The sequence below is a fragment of the Pseudomonas mendocina genome, assembly GCF_003008615.1.
GTDB lineage: Bacteria > Pseudomonadota > Gammaproteobacteria > Pseudomonadales > Pseudomonadaceae > Aquipseudomonas > Aquipseudomonas mendocina_C.
This window is the reverse complement of record NZ_CP027657.1, coordinates 1,345,107-1,362,393: the sequence shown is the minus strand read 5'-3', so window position 1 is coordinate 1,362,393 and position 17,287 is coordinate 1,345,107. Positions and strand designations below refer to the sequence as shown.

Genomic DNA, 17,287 nt, shown 5'->3' with positions numbered 1-17,287 from the left:
CTGTTGGCTGAGATGCACCGAGCTGGAGCAATCTTGCATGGTCATGGTGCAAAGACAGACCTCTAGGTAATGGGGGGAATGGTGCTGCTCTGGATTTTGGTGAAATCTGATCCGGTCGATAATGTTCACCTAATCGTTAATTTGCGATTACCGCACAATGGTTCGATAATCGCCTGACGCTGTCCATCCTGTTTTCGGAGGCATCATGAGCGAAACCCGTCCGCCGCTTACCAGCCTTGCGCCGCCCCCCTACGTATCACCGGCCAAGCGTATCGAGGAGTTCGCTGGCGACCCCAACTTCATGACCTCCCTGGCTCGTGGTCTGGCAGTGATCAACGCCTTCCAGGAGCGCAAGCGCCACCTGACCATTGCGCAGATCAGCCATCGCACCGAGATCCCTCGCGCCGCCGTGCGCCGCTGCCTCTACAGTCTGATGAAGCTGGGCTACGTGACTACCGACGGGCGTACTTACTCGCTGCTGCCCAAGGTGCTGACTCTGGGTCATGCCTATCTGTCGTCGACACCGCTGGCGGTGTCTGCACAGCCGTTTCTCGACCGTCTCAGCGAGCAGCTGCATGAGGCCTGCAACCTGGCCACGCTGGAAGGCGAACAGGTGTTGTACCTGGCGCGTTCGGCGATTCCGCAGCGGTTGATCTCGGTGGACTTGAGCGTTGGCAGCCGCTTGCCGGCCTACTGCACCTCCATGGGCCGTATCCTGCTGGCTGCACTGGACGATGACCAGTTGCAGGACTATCTGGCCCATGCCGAACTGCAGGCCAAGACCAGTCGTACCCTGCACACGCCCGACGCGTTGTGGGAGTGCCTGCAGCGCGTGCGCCATCAGGGCTGGTGCATCGTCGACCAGGAGTTGGAGCAGGGCCTGCGCTCGCTGGCGGTGCCGGTCTACGACTCGGCCGGTCACGTGCTGGCGGCGATGAACATCAGCACCCATGCCGGCCGCGTGCCAGTCGCCGAACTGGAGAAACGCTATCTGCCGTTGATGCTCAGTGCCAGTCGCGAGTTGAGTGGGCAGCTGTTCCGTCCAGCCTGATCGCGCGAAACAGGGCGATTATCGACCGCTTCGATGTTCGCCGAAGGTGCGATTGCCTAAGCTCGGCCACTGAATAAGCTGGTGGACGAGGCGACCGCTGATCGCCTCGTCTGCACAGCGGGCGATTTGCCTGTATTCATGGTTCGAGCGAGGAGGGCAGCCTTGGCCCGTCAGCACTCGCCACCTCATAACAATGATAAGAGTGCCGTGATGCTCAACGAGAAGAGTCGGCTGTTCGCCAATGCCGATCCCTATGCGGTGTCCGATTACGTCAACCAGCATGTGGGGTCGCATTGCATTCGTCTGCCCAATAGCGGCCGCCCGTCGGCCAGCCTCAGCCATCGCAGCTTTGGTAGCGTCGACCTGTGCCGCATCAGCTATGGCGGCAGCGTGCGGGTCACCTCGCCAGCGCTGGAAACCATCTATCACCTGCAGGTGCTGCTGCAAGGCCATTGCCTCTGGCGCGGCCATGGTGAGGAGCACTACTTCACCCCTGGCGAACTGCTGCTGATCAACCCGGACGACCCGGTCGACCTGACCTACTCCGACGACTGCGAGAAGTTCATCGTCAAGCTGCCGGCTCACCTGATCGAGCGTGCCTGCGTCGATAACCACTGGCAGCGGCCGGGTGATGGCGTGCGTTTCGCCTCGCGTCATCAGTTGCCGCAACTGGAGGGTTTCACCAACCTGCTCGGTCTGGTTTGCGAGGAGGCCGAGAGCGAGCAGTCGCTGCCGCTGGTGCAGGAGCACTACACGCGCATCATCGCCAGCAAGCTGCTGGGGCTGCTGAGCAACAACGTGCAGCGTCAGGAGCTGTCGGAAAGTAGCCCGTCGTTCGAGCGCCTGGTGCAGTTCATCGAAGAGAACCTCAAGCAGGACATCAGCGTCGAGCAACTGGCTCAGCTCGCGCACATGAGCCCGCGCTCGCTCTACGCGCTGTTCGAGAAATACCTGCGCACCACGCCCAAGCACTACATCCGCCAGCGCAAGCTCGAGCGCGTGCATGCCTGTCTGAAGGATCCGACGTCCAAGGTGCGCAACGTCACCGAGGTGGCGCTGGACTACGGCTTCCTGCATCTCGGGCGCTTCTCCGAGAGCTACAAGAGTGCCTTCGGCGAGTTGCCCTCCGATACCCTGCGACGCCGCGAATCCTGATCCCACGCGTTTTCGGTGCGCACGGCGCACCCTACGTGCCGGCGCCCTCGCAAGCGGCGTAGGGGTATAGGTCGTAGGCTCCGTCATTCGCACCCTGCAGAAAACGGATAGGGTTCTGCACGAACTGGATATTGGTCGCGGGAATCAGTCCCTAGCCTTGGAACCGTTGAAACAATAACAACGGAGCCATGGCCATGACCCTGGGACTCGACTACCTCAACAGCCTGCTTGAAGAAGACAAGGACAAGGGCATCTTCCGCTGCAAGCGCGAGATGTTCACCGACCCGCGCCTGTTCGACCTGGAGATGCAGCACATCTTCGAAGGCAACTGGCTGTATCTGGCCCACGAGAGCCAGATCCCCAACGTCAACGATTACTACACCACCTACATGGGGCGCCAGCCGATCTTCATCGCGCGCAACAAGGACGGTGAACTCAACGCCTTCATCAACGCCTGTAGCCACCGTGGCGCCATGCTCTGCCGCTTCAAGAGTGGTAACAAGGCCAGCTACACCTGCCCGTTCCACGGCTGGACCTTCAACAACAGCGGCAAGCTGCTCAAGGTCAAGGATCCCAAGGACGCCGGCTACCCGGACAGCTTCAACTGCGACGGCTCCCACGACCTGAAGAAGGTCGCCCGCTTCGAGTCCTACCGAGGCTTCCTGTTCGGTAGCCTGCGCGAGGACGTGGCGCCGCTGGAGGATTTCCTCGGCGAGTCGAAGAAGATCATCGACATGGTCTGCGACCAGTCCACCGAGGGCCTGGAAGTGCTGCGCGGCTCCAGCACCTACGTCTACGAGGGCAACTGGAAACTGCAGGCGGAGAACGGCGCCGATGGCTACCACGTCTCCGCCGTGCACTGGAACTACGCCGCCACTCAGCAACAGCGCAAGCTCAAGGAAGCCGGCGATGACATCCGCGCCATGAGCGCCGGCGGCTGGGGCAAGAAGGGCGGTGGTTTCTACTCCTTCGAGAACGGCCACCTGCTGCTCTGGACGCGCTGGGACAACCCCGAGGATCGCCCGCTGTTCGCCGACCGCGAGCGCCTGGCCGCCGAGTTCGGCGAGGCACGCGCCGACTGGATGATCGGCCATTCGCGCAACCTCTGCCTGTACCCCAATCTGTACCTGATGGATCAGTTCGGCTCGCAACTGCGCGTCGCCCGCCCGCTGTCGGTGGACAAGACCGAAGTGACCATCTACTGCATCGCGCCCAAGGGCGAGAGTGCCGAAGCGCGCGCTCGGCGCATCCGCCAGTACGAAGACTTCTTCAACGTCTCCGGCATGGCCACGCCGGATGATCTGGAAGAATTCCGCGCCTGCCAGCAGGGCTTCGCCGGCCGCGCCATGGAGTGGAACGATATGTCGCGCGGCGCCAAGCACTGGATCGACGGCGCCGACGACTCGGCCAGGGAGATCGACCTGCAGCCGCTGCTGTCCGGTGCGCGTACCGAGGACGAAGGCCTGTTCGTGCTGCAGCATCACTACTGGCAGCAGCAGATGATCGAGGCGGTGAAGAAAGAACAGGAACACCTGATCCACGTGGAGGGTGCGTGAATGAGCCTTTCCTATGATGCCGTGCGCGATTTCCTCTACCGCGAGGCGCGCTACCTGGACGACAAGCAGTGGGACGAGTGGCTGGAGCTGTATGCCCCGGACGCCGAGTTCTGGATGCCGGCCTGGGATGACCGTGACCAGTTGGTGGAGAACCCGCAGACCGAGATCTCGCTGATCTGGTACGGCAACCGCAGCGGTCTGGAGGATCGGGTGTTCCGCATCCGCACCGAGCGTTCCAGTGCCACCATCCCGGATACCCGGACGTCGCACAACATCAACAACATCGAGCTCGTCGAGCAGGGCGACGGGGTGGCCAAGGTGCGCTTCAACTGGCACACCCTGAGCTTCCGCTACAAGACCGTCGACCACTTCTACGGCACCAGCTTCTACACCCTCGATACACGCGGGCCGAACCCGCTGATCAAGGCCAAGAAGGTGGTGCTGAAGAACGACTACGTCAGGCAGATCATCGACGTCTATCACATCTGAATCCGCTGCAGCCTTGCCGGTGGGGCCATTGGCTCCCGCCTCGGGGCGCTGCACGCCAAAAACTGCATAGCGAGGTGCGCCATGAGCCACAAGATCGCACTGAATTTCGAAGACGGGGTGACCCGCTTCATCGACGCCCAGACCGGCGAAACCGTCGCCGATGCCGCCTATCGCCAGGGCATCAACATTCCGCTGGACTGCCGCGACGGTGCCTGCGGTGCCTGCAAGTGCTTCGCCGAGGCGGGGCAGTACGACCTCGGCGAGGAATACATCGAGGATGCTCTGAGCGAGGCCGAGGCTGAGCAGGGTTATGTGCTGACCTGCCAGATGCGCGCCGAGAGCGACTGCGTGATCCGCGTGCCGGCGTCGTCGCAGGTGTGCAAGACCCAGCAGGCCAGTTTCGAGGCCGCCATCAGCGCCGTGCGCAAGCTCTCCGACAGCACCATCGCGCTGTCGATCAAGGGCGAGGCGCTCAGCCAACTGGCGTTCCTGCCGGGACAGTACGTCAATCTCAAGGTGCCGGGTAGCGAACAGACGCGCGCCTACTCCTTCAGCAGCCTGCCGAAGGACGGCGAGGTCAGCTTCCTGATCCGCAACGTGCCGGGCGGGCTGATGAGCAGTTTCCTGAATAACCTGGCCAAGGCTGGCGACAGCATCAGTCTGGCCGGCCCGCTGGGCAGCTTCTACCTGCGCGAGATCAGGCGCCCGCTGCTGTTGCTGGCTGGTGGTACCGGCCTGGCGCCGTTCACCGCGATGCTGGAGAAGATCGCCGCCGAAGGCTGCGCGCACCCGCTGCACCTGATCTACGGTGTGACCCACGACCATGACCTGGTCGAGCTGGACAGGCTGGAAGCCTTCGCCGCGAACATTCCCGGTTTCACCTTCAGCGCCTGCGTGGCCAGCGAAGGCAGCAGCTACCCGCACAAGGGCTACGTGACCCAGCACATCGAACCCAGTCACCTCAACGACGGCGAGGTAGACATCTACCTGTGCGGCCCGCCGCCGATGGTCGAGGCAGTCAGCGCCTACATCCGCGAGCAGGGCATCGCCCCGGCGAATTTCTACTACGAGAAATTCGCCGCCAGCGCCTAGGTGCGAGCGGGCATGCGTAGCCCGGATGAAATCCGGGGAAGGCCACGCACCAGTCCCGGATTGCATCCGGGCTACAGGCTGTAGGAGCGGCCGGGTGGCGTACCGCTTTAGCCGCGATGCGCTTGGCGGGTCGATTCGCGGCTGAGGCCGCTCCCACGAGTCATGATCGAGGTGTAACAGATGAACAAGCGTTTCCAAGACAAGGTTGCCGTGGTCACTGGCGCCGCCCAGGGCATCGGCCGTCGCGTGGCCGAGCGGCTGCTGGAGGAGGGCGCGCAGGTGCTGGCGGTGGATCGCTCCGAGCTGGTGTTCGAACTGGCCGAGCATGAAGGCGTGCTGTGCCTGACCGCCGACCTGGAGCAGGCCGGCGACTGCCAGCGCGTGATGCAGGCGGCGGTCGAGCGTTTCGGCCGGCTCGACATCCTGATCAACAACGTCGGCGGCACCATCTGGGCCAAGCCGTTCGAGCACTACGAAACGGCGCAGATCGAGGCCGAAGTGCGTCGCTCGCTGTTCCCCACCCTGTGGTGCTGCCATGCGGCGCTGCCGCAGATGCTGGCGCAGGGCAGTGGCGCCATCGTCAACGTCTCGTCCATCGCCACCCGTAGCGTCAACCGCGTGCCTTACGGCGCGGCCAAGGGCGGTGTCAACGCGCTGACCGCTTGCCTGGCCTTCGAGACCGCCGAGCGCGGTATCCGCGTCAACGCCACCGCCCCCGGCGGTACCGAGGCGCCGCCGCGGCGTATCCCGCGCAACAGTGCCGAGCAGAGCGAGCAGGAGAAGGTCTGGTACCAGCAGATCGTCGACCAGACCGTACACAGCAGCCTGATGAAGCGCTACGGCACGCTCGACGAGCAGGTTGGCGCGATCCTCTTCCTCGCCTCGGACGAGGCCTCCTACATCACCGGCGTGACCCTGCCGGTAGGCGGTGGCGACCTGGGCTGAATCACCCTCCCGGCCGCTGCCACGGCCGTGGAACACAACGCAGTTTCGACAACAAAAACAAGAGTATCGATGCCATGCGACAGATCGACGTTCACACCGTCATAGACGGTGCCCGTTTCACCCGTTTCCACTGGATGGTCATGGCGCTGTGCGCGCTGCTGCTGATCTTCGATGGTTACGACCTGTTCATCTACGGTGTGGTGCTGCCCTCGATCATGCAGCAGTGGAACCTGACGCCACTGGAAGCCGGTGCACTGGGTAGCTACGCGCTGTTCGGCATGATGTTCGGTGCCCTGGCGTTCGGCACCCTGGCCGACCGGATCGGGCGCAAGAAGGGCATCGCCATCTGCTTCGTGCTGTTCTCCTCGGCGACCATCCTCAACGGCTTCGCCAGCAGCCCTACTGAATTCGGCATCTTCCGCTTCCTCGCCGGCCTCGGTTGCGGCGGCCTGATGCCCAATGCCGTGGCGCTGATGAACGAGTACGCGCCCAAGCGCCTGCGTAGCACGCTGGTGGCGGTGATGTTCAGCGGCTACTCGCTGGGCGGCATGCTCGCCGCCGGGGTGGGCATCTACATGCTGCCGCGCTTCGGCTGGGAATCGATGTTCTTCGCCGCCGCCATTCCCTTGCTGTTGCTGCCGCTGATCCTCTGGAAGCTGCCGGAGTCGGTGGGCTTTCTGGTGCGCCAGGGCCGTCATGAGCAGGCTCGCGCGATATTGGCCAAGATCGATCCGGAGTTGCGCATCGACGCGGCCGATCAATTGCAGATGACCGATGCCAAGGGCCAGGGCGTGGCGGTGCTGGAGCTGTTCCGCGAAGGCCGCGCACTGCGCACCCTGTGCCTGTGGCTGGCGTTTTTCTGCTGCCTGCTGATGGTCTACGCACTCAGCTCCTGGCTGCCCAAGCTGATGGCCGGCGCCGGCTACAGCCTGGGGTCGAGCCTGTCGTTCCTGCTGGCGCTGAACTTCGGCGGCATGGCCGGGGCCATCCTCGGCGGCTGGCTGGGCGACCGCTTCAACCTGGGCAAGGTGATGGTGGCGTTCTTCGTCGCTGCCGCCGTGTCGATTAGCCTGCTCGGCTTCAAGAGCCCGACGCCGCTGCTCTACGGCCTGATCTTCATCGCCGGGGCCACCACCATCGGCACGCAGATCCTGCTGTATGCCGGTGCCGCGCAGTTCTATGGCTTGTCGATTCGCTCCACCGGCCTGGGCTGGGCCTCCGGTATCGGCCGCAATGGCGCCATCGTCGGCCCGCTGCTCGGCGGCGCACTGATGGCCATCAACCTGCCGCTGCAACTGAACTTCATCGCCTTCGCCGTACCGGGGGCCATCGCCGCACTGGCCATGGCGGTGTTCACCCTCAGTGGCCAGCGGCGCCAGGCCGCCGACGCCGCGTTGCTCGCCGCCAAGGCTTGATCCGCACGCCGTGCTCCTGCCCGCTGCTGGGCAGGGGACGGCCGTTCCGACACCGAGCGCCTTCCGCTGCCGGAAGGCCACACTGACTTGCGAGGCTGACATGCACGCTTTGCTGCGCGACTGTTCGCTGCCTGCCCTGGTGGCCGGTCTGCTCGCCACCACCATCTCCTACGCCGGGCCGCTGGTGCTGATCTTCCATGCGGCCGAAAGCGCCGGCCTGTCACAGGCTTTGCTGTCGTCCTGGGTCTGGGCCATCTCCATCGGCAGCGGCGTGCTGGGCATCGTGCTCAGCCTGCGCTATCGCACGCCGGTAGTAATTGCCTGGTCGATCCCCGGTAGCGCGCTGCTGGTGGGGGCGCTACCCACGCTGGGGCTGAACCAGGCCATCGGCGCCTATCTGGTGGCCAACCTGATCCTGCTGCTGATCGCCTTCAGCGGCAGCTTCGACCGCCTGTTGGCGCGCCTGCCGGGTTCCATCGCGGCGGGGTTGCAGGCCGGCATCCTGTTCGCCTTCGGCATCGAGGTGTTCAAGGCGCTGCCCGAGCAGCCGCTGCTGATCGCCTGCATGTTCGTCACCTACCTGCTGTTGCGCCGCGCGGCGCCACGTTATGCGGTGGCCGGGGTGCTGCTGGTGGGCGCGGTGCTGACCCTGTTTGGCGGGCAACTGCGCAGCGAGGCACTGGTGCTGGAGCTGGCCACGCCACAGTGGATCGCCCCCGAGTTCAGCCTGGCCGCCACCCTCAACCTGGCGCTGCCGCTGGTGCTGGTGGCGCTGACCGGGCAGTTCATGCCGGGCATGGCGGTGCTGCGCAACGCCGGCTACGACACCCCGGCCAGCCCGATCATTGGCGCCAGCGCCATCGGTGGGGCGCTGCTGGCGCCCTTCGGCTGCCATGGCCTGAACCTGGCGGCGGTCACCGCCAGTCTGTGCACCGGGCGCGAAGCCCATGAAGATCCACGGCGACGCTATATCGCCGCGCTGTCCGGCAGCCTTGCCTACCTGGTGTTCGGCATCGCCGGGGCCACGCTGGTGTCGCTGTTCGCCGCTTTTCCCGCCGCGCTGATCGCTGCCCTGGCCGGGCTGGCGCTGTACGGCGCGTTCAGCGAGGCGCTGGCGCGCAGCCTGAGCGAGCCGCAGGAGCGTGATGCCGGGCTGTTCACCTTCCTGGTGACGGCTTCCGGGGTGACCTTCCTCGGCCTGTCGGCCGCCTTCTGGGGGCTGCTGTTCGGCCTGGCCGCGCATCTGCTGCTACGTGCAAGGCGGCAAGCGCCAAGTGCCACGAATAACTCGCGGGCCGCGCCGATGCGCGAGTGAAACGCCGCGTCAGCTGACAGGCGCCGTGCGTATCGCTGCGAGCTGCAATGCCTGGTGCGCACAGCGCACCCTACCGAGACCTGATTCAACCTCCCAACCGGCCGCTTCCAGGCTGCCGGGCGGGTTTCTGCAACCTCGATAACAACAATCCGAACAACAAAGAGTACGAGAGCCATGACGCACACCCCACGCCTTTGCCTGCTGTCCTCCGCCATCGCCGCCTGTCTGCCGGGCCTTAGCCTGGCCGGCGAGGGCGGTTTCATCGAAGACACCACTGCCACCCTCACGGCGCGCAACTATTACTTCAGCCGCGACTTCTCCGACATCGTCGGGCCGAACCGGCAGTCCAAGGCCGAGGAGTGGGCGCAGGGCTTCATCCTCAACGTCAAATCTGGCTATACGCCAGGCACGGTGGGCTTCGGTGTGGATGCCATCGGCCTGCTCGGCATCAAGCTCGACAGCAGCCCGGATCGGGTCAACACTGGTCTGCTGCCGACCCGCGAGAGCGGCAAGGCGGCGGACGACTACAGCCGTCTGGGCGTGGCGGCCAAGGTGCGGGTGTCCAAGACCGAGCTGAAGGTGGGCGAACTGCAACCCAACCTGCCGGTGCTGACCTTCTCCGACATCCGCCTGCTGCCGCCCAGCTATCAGGGCGTGAGCCTGGTTTCCAACGAGTTCGCCGGCCTCACCCTGCAGGCGGGCCACCTCAATTCCACCAGCCTGCGCAACGAGGCTGGCGACGACAAGATGCTCGCCATGCTCGGGCACCTGCCGCAGCGCGGCGCGACCAGCGATGCCTTCAACTATGCCGGCGGCGACTATGCCTTCAATGCCGCGCGCAGCTCGCTGAGCGCCTGGTACGGCCAGCTCGAGGACATCTATCAGCAGCGTTTCCTCGGTTTCAAGCACAGCGAGCCGCTAGGCGCCTGGACGTTGGGCGCCAACCTCGGCTTCTACGACTCCAGCGAGGACGGCAAGGGCCTGCTCGGCGACATCGACAACCAGGCGCTGTTCGCCCTGCTCTCGGCCAGGCATGGCGGGCATACCCTCTATGTCGGTTATCAGGCGATGTTCGGTGACACGGCTTTTCCCCGCGTGTTCGCCAACGTCACGCCGCTGGGCAACGAGGTGCCCACCTTCGAGTTCGCCTCCGCCGACGAGCGCTCCTGGCAACTGCGCTACGACTACGACTTCGCCGCCATGGGCGTACCGGGCCTGGTGGCCGGGGTGCGCTACATTCGTGGCGACAGCGTCGATGTACAGGCCACCAATCGCAGCGGCCCGCGCTACGAGGGCAAGGACTGGGAGCGTGACCTGGACATCGGCTACGTGGTGCAGAGCGGTTCGCTCAAGGGCCTCGGCGTGCGTGTGCGCAATGTCGTCGCGCGCTCCAACTACCGCAGCGATATCGACGAGAACCGGCTGATCCTCAGCTACACCTGGAACCTGCTGTAACGGCAGGCGGAGCCGGCTGTGCGGCCGGCTCCGCAACCTGTGGAGAGCCTCCATGTTCGCAATTTCGTGCGCGGTGCTCGCCGCCCTCTGCTCGCTCGTGTTGCTGACCCAGGTCAGCGAGTCGCTGACGCAGGGCGCCGCCGCGCTGGCTATGCTCGCCAGCCTGGGTGCTTGCTGGCGACGACCAGCCACGCCCACACCGCCGACCCTGAACGTCTTGCCGCCATTGCCTGAACCGATGCTGCTGGTTCCGGCCGAACCGCTGATCGAGCTCGTACCGCCCGCGCCGGCCTTGGATCTTGCCCCGGTGCTGGCGCGGTTGGACGAACTGGAACAGGCCATTGCCGCCAGCCGTGACGACATGCAGTACGCCGACCAGTTGGCGCGCGGGGCGGGGGAGAAAGTGCAGGCCAGCGCCGAGAGCATTCGCGCCGCCACGGCCACCATCGAGCGCCTGGCCGGACACATGGAGCCAGTGACGCGGGTGTTCGACGACCTCGGTGTACAGACCGAGCGCATCGGCAGCATCGTCGGCAGCATTCAGGACATCGCCAAGCAGACCAACCTGTTGGCCCTCAACGCAGCCATCGAGGCGGCGCGGGCAGGCGAGCAGGGCAGGGGCTTCGCCGTGGTCGCCGACGAGGTGCGTCAACTGGCGCAGCGGGCCAACGCGGCCAGCGAGCAGATCCGCCAGATCGTCACCAGCCTGCAATTGGCCGCAGCCGATGCGCGGGGCGGTCTGGGTCAGGTGCAGGCTGACAGCCGCACCGGCCTCGGGCAGTCGGCCGACGCTCTGCAGGCCATGGCCGAGATGCGTGAAGGGGCCAGCGCGCGGCTGGTGATCGTGCAGCGCATCGTCGAGCGCCTGGCCACTCAGCAAGCGCTGGCCCTGGCCATGCGTACCGCGCTGGATGATGAACCTGTTGTCAGGAATGGTTCGATAATCGCACGATAAGGCGATTATCGGATTGTTCGGCCGAGAGCCCCGCCCTAACCTCACACTCATTCGTCACCTTTGTGCCGGTGGCGCCTGCAACCTGAAGAGAACAATACGATGGCCGACATCATTACGCTGCGCGACGCCATTTCGCGCCATGTCCACGACGGCGATTGCGTCGCCCTCGAAGGCTTCACCCACCTGATTCCCACTGCCGCTGCTCATGAGATCATCCGCCAGGGCAAGAAAGACCTGCATCTGGTGCGCATGACCCCGGATCTGGTCTATGACCTGCTGATCGGCGCCGGTTGCGCGCGCAAGCTGACCTTCTCCTGGGGCGGCAACCCCGGCGTCGGTTCGCTGCACCGCCTGCGCGACGCGGTCGAGAAGCACTGGCCGCACAAGCTGGAAATCAGCGAGCACAGCCACGCCGCCATGGCCAACGCTTACGTCTCCGGTGCCTCCAACCTGCCGTTCGCCGTGCTGCGTGGCTACCAGGGTTCCGACCTGGTCAAGGTCAACCCGGACATCAAGTTCATCGAATGCCCGTTCACCGGCGAGAAGCTGGCGGCGATCCCCAGCGTGCGCCCGGACGTCACCGTGATCCACGCGCAGAAGGCCGACCGCAAGGGCAACGTGCTGATCCAGGGCATCCTCGGCGTGCAGAAGGAAGCCGCCCTGGCCGCCAAGCGCTGCATCGTCACCGTCGAGGAAATCGTCGACGACCTGCAGGCGCCGATGAACGCCTGCGTCCTGCCGACCTGGGCCATCAGCGCGGTCTGCGTGGTGCCCGGTGGCGCCCATCCGTCCTATGCCCATGGCTACTACGAGCGTGACAACCGCTTCTACCAGGACTGGGATCCGATCGCCCGCAACCGCGACACCTTCACCGCCTGGATCGACGAGTACATCCGCGGCACCGAGGATTTTGCGCAGTACCAGGCGAAAGTGAATGGGGAGGCCAAGTGATGAGCGAGTTCAACACCAATGAAATGATGACCGTGGCCGCCGCGCGCCGCCTCGGCAATGGCACCGTCTGCTTCGTCGGCATCGGCCTGCCGTCCAAGGCTGCCAACCTGGCGCGCCTGACCCACGCCCCGGAAGTGGTGCTGATCTATGAATCCGGCCCCATCGGCGCCAAGCCGAGCGTATTGCCGCTGTCCATCGGTGACGGCGAGCTGGCCGAAACCGCCGACACCGTGGTACCGACCGGCGAGATTTTCCGCTACTGGCTGCAGGGCGGGCGCATCGACATCGGCTTCCTCGGCGCCGCCCAGGTCGACAAGTACGGCAACATCAACACCACTGTGATCGGCGATTACCACGCGCCGAAAGTGCGTCTGCCGGGCGCTGGTGGCGCGCCGGAAATCGCCGGTTCTGCCAAGAAGGTTCTGATCATCCTCAAGCAGGGTCATCGCACCTTCGTCGACAAGCTGGCCTTCATCACCTCGGTCGGTCACGGCGAGGGCGGTGACCATCGCAAGCGCCTGGGCCTGCCGGGCGACGGGCCGGTGGCGATCATCACCGATCTGTGCATCATGGAGCCGGAAGCCGGCACCAACGAATTCATCGTAACCTCGCTGCATCCGGGCGTGACCCGCGAACAGGTGATCGAGAACACCGGCTGGCAGATCCGCTTCGCTGACAGCGTGGGCACCACCGAGGCGCCGACCGCAGCGGAACTGGCCGCACTGCGTGACCTGGAAGCGCGCACCGCCACTGCCCACGGTCAGGCTGGAGGTGAAGAATGAGCCGCGACGTATTCATCTGCGACGCCGTGCGCACGCCGATTGGCCGCCTCAATGGCGCGCTGTCGGCGGTGCGCGCCGACGACCTGGCGGCGATTCCGCTCAAGGCACTCATCGAGCGTAACCCGCAAGTCGACTGGTCTGCCGTCGATGAAGTGTTCATGGGCTGCGCCAACCAGTCCGGCGAGGACAACCGCAACGTCGCGCGTATGGCGCTGCTGCTTGCCGGCCTGCCGGAAACGGTGCCGGGCGTGACCCTCAACCGCCTGTGCGCTTCGGGCATGGAAGCGGTGGGCGCTGCCTTCCGCGCCATCGCCACGGGTGAGATGGAGCTGGCCATCGCTGCTGGCGTCGAGTCCATGACCCGCGCGCCTTACGTGATGGGTAAGGCCGACAGTGCCTTTGGCCGTGGCCAGAAGCTGGAAGACACCACCTTGGGCTGGCGCTTCGTCAATCCGCTGATGAAAGAGCAGTATGGCGTCGACCCGATGCCGGTCACCGGTGACAACGTCGCCGAGGATTACGGCGTCAGCCGCGCCGACCAGGACGCCTTCGGCCTGCGCAGCCAGCAGCGTGCGGCGGCGGCTCAGGAGAGCGGTTACTACGCCGAGGAAATTGTCCCGGTGGTGATCAAGACCAAGAAGGGCGAGATCGTCGTCGACCGTGACGAGCACCCGCGTGCCGACACCACCGCCGAAGGCCTGGCCAAGCTCAAACCGGTCAATGGCGAAGGCAAGACCGTCACCGCCGGCAACGCCTCGGGGCTCAATGATGGTGCCTCGGCGATGATCCTGGCCTCGGCTGAAGCTGTTAAGAAATACGGCCTCAAGCCCCGCGCCAAGGTACTGGGTATGGCCAGCGGCGGCGTCGCCCCGCGCATCATGGGCGTCGGCCCGGTGCCGGCGGTGCGCAAGCTGCTGACCCGCCTGAGTTTGGACATCAATGCCTTCGACGTGATCGAGCTGAACGAAGCTTTCGCCGCTCAAGGCCTGGCCGTTACCCGCGACCTCGGTCTGCCGGACGACAGCGACAAGGTCAACCCCAACGGCGGCGCCATCGCCCTCGGCCACCCGCTGGGCATGAGCGGCAACCGCCTGGTACTGACCGCCGTGCATCACCTGGAAAAGACCGGCGGCAAACTCGGCCTGGCGACCATGTGCGTGGGCGTCGGCCAGGGTCTGGCGCTGGCCATCGAGCGGGTGTGACCCGAAGCTGATTCGGGCGCGTAGGGTGGGCTTCAGCCCACCATGTTCACTACGGCTATTGGTGGGCTGAAACGGACGCCGCCCGGCCCACCCTACGGCCTGAAACTTGTGGGAGGCGCTTCAGCGGCGACGCTTTTAATCTGTCGCGGCTAAAGCCCCTCCCACAGGCACCCTCCGTGCGCGGCGCCGCCGGTTGATGCCACACTAGCCGTACATTTTTCCCAGGAGCGTTGCGCGCGTGAGCAACCAACTTTTCGATGCCTATTTCACCGCGCCGGCCATGCGCGCGATCTTCTGCGACGCCGGCCGGGTGCAGGGCATGCTCGACTTCGAGGCCGCCCTGGCGCGGGCCGAGGCGCGCGTGGGGCTGATCCCCACCGAGGCCGTGGCTCCCATCGAGGCCGCCTGCAAGGCCGAACTCTACGATTACCCGGCGCTGGCCCAGGCCATCGCCACCGCTGGCAATTCCGCCATCCCGCTGGTCAAGGCACTGGGCAAGCGCATCGCCGCGAGCAATCCCGAAGCCGAGCGCTACGTGCACCTCGGTGCCACCAGCCAGGACGCCATGGACAGCGGCCTGGTGCTGCAACTGCGCGCGGCCATTGGCCTGCTGCAAAGCGATCTGGCGAAGTTGGCCGAGGCCCTGGCGACGCAGGCCGAGCGCTATATCGACACCCCACTGGCAGGGCGCACCTGGTTGCAGCAGGCGACGCCCGTCACCCTCGGTATGAAGCTGGCCGGCGTACTCGGCGCGGTCACCCGTCATCGTCAGCGTCTGCATGAACTCAAACCACGGCTGCTGAGCCTACAGTTCGGCGGCGCCTCCGGCAGCCTGGCGGCACTCGGCGATGTCGGCTGGGCAGTCAGCGGTGCGCTGGCGCAAGAATTGGAACTGGCCCTACCGGAGCAGCCCTGGCACACCCAGCGTGATCGACTGGTGGAGTTTGCCAGCCTGCTGGGCATGATCGCCGGCAGCTTGGGCAAGCTGGGTCGTGATCTCAGTCTGCTGATGCAAACCGAGGCCGGTGAAGTCTTCGAGCCATCGGCGCCCGGCAAGGGCGGCTCGTCCACCATGCCGCACAAGCGCAACCCGGTCAGCGCCGCCGTGCTGATCGGCGCCGCCACGCGCGCTCCGGGCCTGGTGACGACGATGTTTGCCGCCATGCCACAGGAGCACGAGCGCAGTCTCGGCCTGTGGCACGCCGAGTGGGACACCCTGCCGGAGCTGTGCTGTCTGGTCTCCGGCGCCCTGCAGCAGGCGCTGCTGGTGGTGCCGGGGCTGGAGGTGGATGCCGCACGTATGCGCGCCAACCTGGAGCTGACCCAGGGCCTGGTGCTGGCCGAGGCGGTGAGCATCGCCCTGGCGCAGAAGATCGGCCGCGATGCGGCTCATCACCTGATCGAACAATGCTGCAAACAGGCGGTGCGCGAGGGCGCCCACCTGCGCTCCGTGCTCGGCGCCAACACCGAAGTCAGCGCACAACTGTCGGCCACCGAGCTGGATCGCCTGCTCGATGCGGCGCATTACCTGGGGCAGGCCCGCCGCTGGGTCGAGCGGGCCATTGCCGAACACACGCAATTTTCCTCTTAGGAGTTTCCATGCCTGCCGTACGTCTCGCCGATGGCGATCTGAATTACCTGCTCGAAGGCCCGGCTGGTGCGCCGGTGCTGGTACTGTCCAATTCACTGGGTACCGACCTGCACATGTGGGACGCGCAGATTGAGGCCTTCACCCAGCATTTCCAGGTGCTGCGCTACGACACCCGTGGCCATGGCGCCTCGCTGGTGAGCGAAGGCCCGTACAGCATCGAACAGAACGGCCGCGACGTGCTGGCCCTGCTCGATGCGCTGGGCATTGCCAAGGCGCATTTCTGCGGGCTGTCCATGGGCGGCCTGATCGGCCAGTGGCTGGGCATCAACGCGCCCGAGCGCATCGAGCGCCTGGTGCTGTGCAACACCGCCGCCAAGATCGGTACGCCCGAGGTGTGGAACCCGCGCATCGAGATGGTGCTGGCCGAAGGCGAGCAGGCCATGCGCGGTCTGCGTGATGCGTCGATCTCGCGCTGGTTCACCGCCGACTTCGCCGAGGCCAATCCGGGCAAGGTCGAGCCCATCGTCGGCATGCTGGCGCAGACTTCGCCCGAAGGCTACGCGGCCAACTGCGCGGCGGTGCGTGATGCCGATTACCGCGAGCAGTTGGGCGCCATTCGCGCGCCGTCGCTGATCGTCTGCGGCAGTGGCGACCCGGTGACCACCACCGAGAATGGCCGCTTCATGCAGGAGCGCATCGCTGGCGCCGAACTGGTGGAGTTCTACGCCGCGCACCTGTCCAACGTGCAGGCCGGCGATGAATTCAGCCAGCGGGTGCTGGATTTTCTGCGCGCCTGAACCTGTCATGGTGCGCACGGCGCAGTCTACGGCTCCACGCACGCCGTAGGGTGCTCCGTGCGCACCGCTTCTTTTTTCGGAGTGATGCTATGGACGAGAAACAACGCTACGAAGCCGGCATGCAGGTGCGCCGCGCGGTGCTGGGCGATGCCCACGTCGACCGCAGCCTGCAGAACCTGACGCCGTTCAACGAAGAGTTCCAGGAGATGATCACCCGTCACGCCTGGGGCGATATCTGGACGCGCCCAGGCCTGCCTCGCCACACCCGCAGCCTGATCACCATAGCCATGCTGATCGGCATGAATCGCGAGGGTGAGCTGAAGTTGCACCTGCGTGCGGCGAAGAACAACGGGGTGAGCCGCGAAGAGATCAAGGAAGTGATCATGCAGAGCGCCATCTACTGCGGCATCCCGGCTGCCAACGCCACCTTCCACCTCGCCGAAGCGGTGTGGGACGAGCTGGGTATCGAGTCCCAGCAGGAGTGACGCACGCGCGGCGTTGCGCCGCGCTGCTGCAACCGCCTGACCCTCGGCAAG

Annotated in this window: 15 protein-coding genes and 1 pseudogene; all 16 read left to right on the top strand. The window is 65.4% G+C overall.

The genetic code is table 11. The features are described 5' to 3' along the window. Positions 1 to 205 precede the first annotated feature (205 nt). The 16 genes and pseudogenes from C7A17_RS06350 to pcaC all read left to right on the top strand — a co-directional run bounded on the left by C7A17_RS06350 (position 206) and on the right by pcaC (position 17,236). Complete coding sequence (locus tag C7A17_RS06350; protein ID WP_106737225.1) at positions 206 to 1,051, top strand: IclR family transcriptional regulator; 846 nt, start codon at positions 206 to 208, stop codon at positions 1,049 to 1,051. Between the two features lie 210 nt (positions 1,052 to 1,261). Continuing rightward, positions 1,262 to 2,206, top strand: coding sequence for an AraC family transcriptional regulator (locus C7A17_RS06345; RefSeq protein WP_106737224.1), 945 nt, complete (start codon positions 1,262 to 1,264; stop codon positions 2,204 to 2,206). 194 nt (positions 2,207 to 2,400) lie between these two features. Next, a complete protein-coding gene (gene benA / locus C7A17_RS06340; RefSeq protein WP_106737223.1) occupies positions 2,401 to 3,762 on the top strand; it encodes a benzoate 1,2-dioxygenase large subunit in 1,362 nt (453 codons plus the stop codon). Next, positions 3,763 to 4,251, top strand: a complete 489-nt coding sequence (benB, locus tag C7A17_RS06335) for a benzoate 1,2-dioxygenase small subunit (protein ID WP_106737222.1) — start codon at positions 3,763 to 3,765, stop codon at positions 4,249 to 4,251. Positions 4,252 to 4,332: 81 nt separating this feature from the next. Next, positions 4,333 to 5,343: a benzoate 1,2-dioxygenase electron transfer component BenC gene (benC, locus tag C7A17_RS06330; protein WP_106737221.1), complete on the top strand. Its 1,011-nt coding sequence runs from the start codon at positions 4,333 to 4,335 to the stop codon at positions 5,341 to 5,343. A 180-nt stretch (positions 5,344 to 5,523) separates the two neighbouring features. Further along, the gene (locus tag C7A17_RS06325) at positions 5,524 to 6,288 is read left to right on the top strand and encodes a 1,6-dihydroxycyclohexa-2,4-diene-1-carboxylate dehydrogenase (RefSeq protein WP_106737220.1); all 765 of its coding nucleotides are present in this window, start codon (positions 5,524 to 5,526) and stop codon (positions 6,286 to 6,288) included. A gap of 74 nt (positions 6,289 to 6,362) precedes the next feature. Next, positions 6,363 to 7,703, top strand: coding sequence for an MFS transporter (locus C7A17_RS06320; RefSeq protein WP_106737219.1), 1,341 nt, complete (start codon positions 6,363 to 6,365; stop codon positions 7,701 to 7,703). A gap of 100 nt (positions 7,704 to 7,803) precedes the next feature. Continuing rightward, positions 7,804 to 9,018: a benzoate/H(+) symporter BenE family transporter gene (locus C7A17_RS06315; protein ID WP_106737218.1), complete on the top strand. Its 1,215-nt coding sequence runs from the start codon at positions 7,804 to 7,806 to the stop codon at positions 9,016 to 9,018. 174 nt (positions 9,019 to 9,192) lie between these two features. Further along, positions 9,193 to 10,473, top strand: a complete 1,281-nt coding sequence (locus C7A17_RS06310) for an OprD family porin (protein WP_106737217.1) — start codon at positions 9,193 to 9,195, stop codon at positions 10,471 to 10,473. 538 nt (positions 10,474 to 11,011) lie between these two features. Continuing rightward, positions 11,012 to 11,428, top strand: a pseudogene (locus C7A17_RS27325) (methyl-accepting chemotaxis protein); the annotation flags it as partial. A 99-nt stretch (positions 11,429 to 11,527) separates the two neighbouring features. After that, the gene (locus tag C7A17_RS06300) at positions 11,528 to 12,379 is read left to right on the top strand and encodes a CoA transferase subunit A (RefSeq protein WP_106737215.1); all 852 of its coding nucleotides are present in this window, start codon (positions 11,528 to 11,530) and stop codon (positions 12,377 to 12,379) included. Next, positions 12,379 to 13,161: a CoA-transferase subunit beta gene (locus tag C7A17_RS06295; protein WP_106737214.1), complete on the top strand. Its 783-nt coding sequence runs from the start codon at positions 12,379 to 12,381 to the stop codon at positions 13,159 to 13,161. The genes C7A17_RS06300 and C7A17_RS06295 overlap by 1 nt, the downstream gene beginning before the upstream one ends. Continuing rightward, positions 13,158 to 14,363, top strand: coding sequence for a 3-oxoadipyl-CoA thiolase (gene pcaF, locus C7A17_RS06290; RefSeq protein WP_106737213.1), 1,206 nt, complete (start codon positions 13,158 to 13,160; stop codon positions 14,361 to 14,363). Before C7A17_RS06295 ends, pcaF begins: the two co-directional genes overlap by 4 nt. A 238-nt stretch (positions 14,364 to 14,601) precedes the next feature. Beyond that, complete coding sequence (locus C7A17_RS06285; protein ID WP_106737212.1) at positions 14,602 to 15,954, top strand: 3-carboxy-cis,cis-muconate cycloisomerase; 1,353 nt, start codon at positions 14,602 to 14,604, stop codon at positions 15,952 to 15,954. A gap of 8 nt (positions 15,955 to 15,962) precedes the next feature. Beyond that, positions 15,963 to 16,751, top strand: a complete 789-nt coding sequence (gene pcaD, locus C7A17_RS06280) for a 3-oxoadipate enol-lactonase (RefSeq protein WP_106737211.1) — start codon at positions 15,963 to 15,965, stop codon at positions 16,749 to 16,751. Between the two features lie 89 nt (positions 16,752 to 16,840). Continuing rightward, positions 16,841 to 17,236, top strand: coding sequence for a 4-carboxymuconolactone decarboxylase (gene pcaC / locus C7A17_RS06275; RefSeq protein WP_106737210.1), 396 nt, complete (start codon positions 16,841 to 16,843; stop codon positions 17,234 to 17,236). Positions 17,237 to 17,287: the final 51 nt, after the last annotated feature.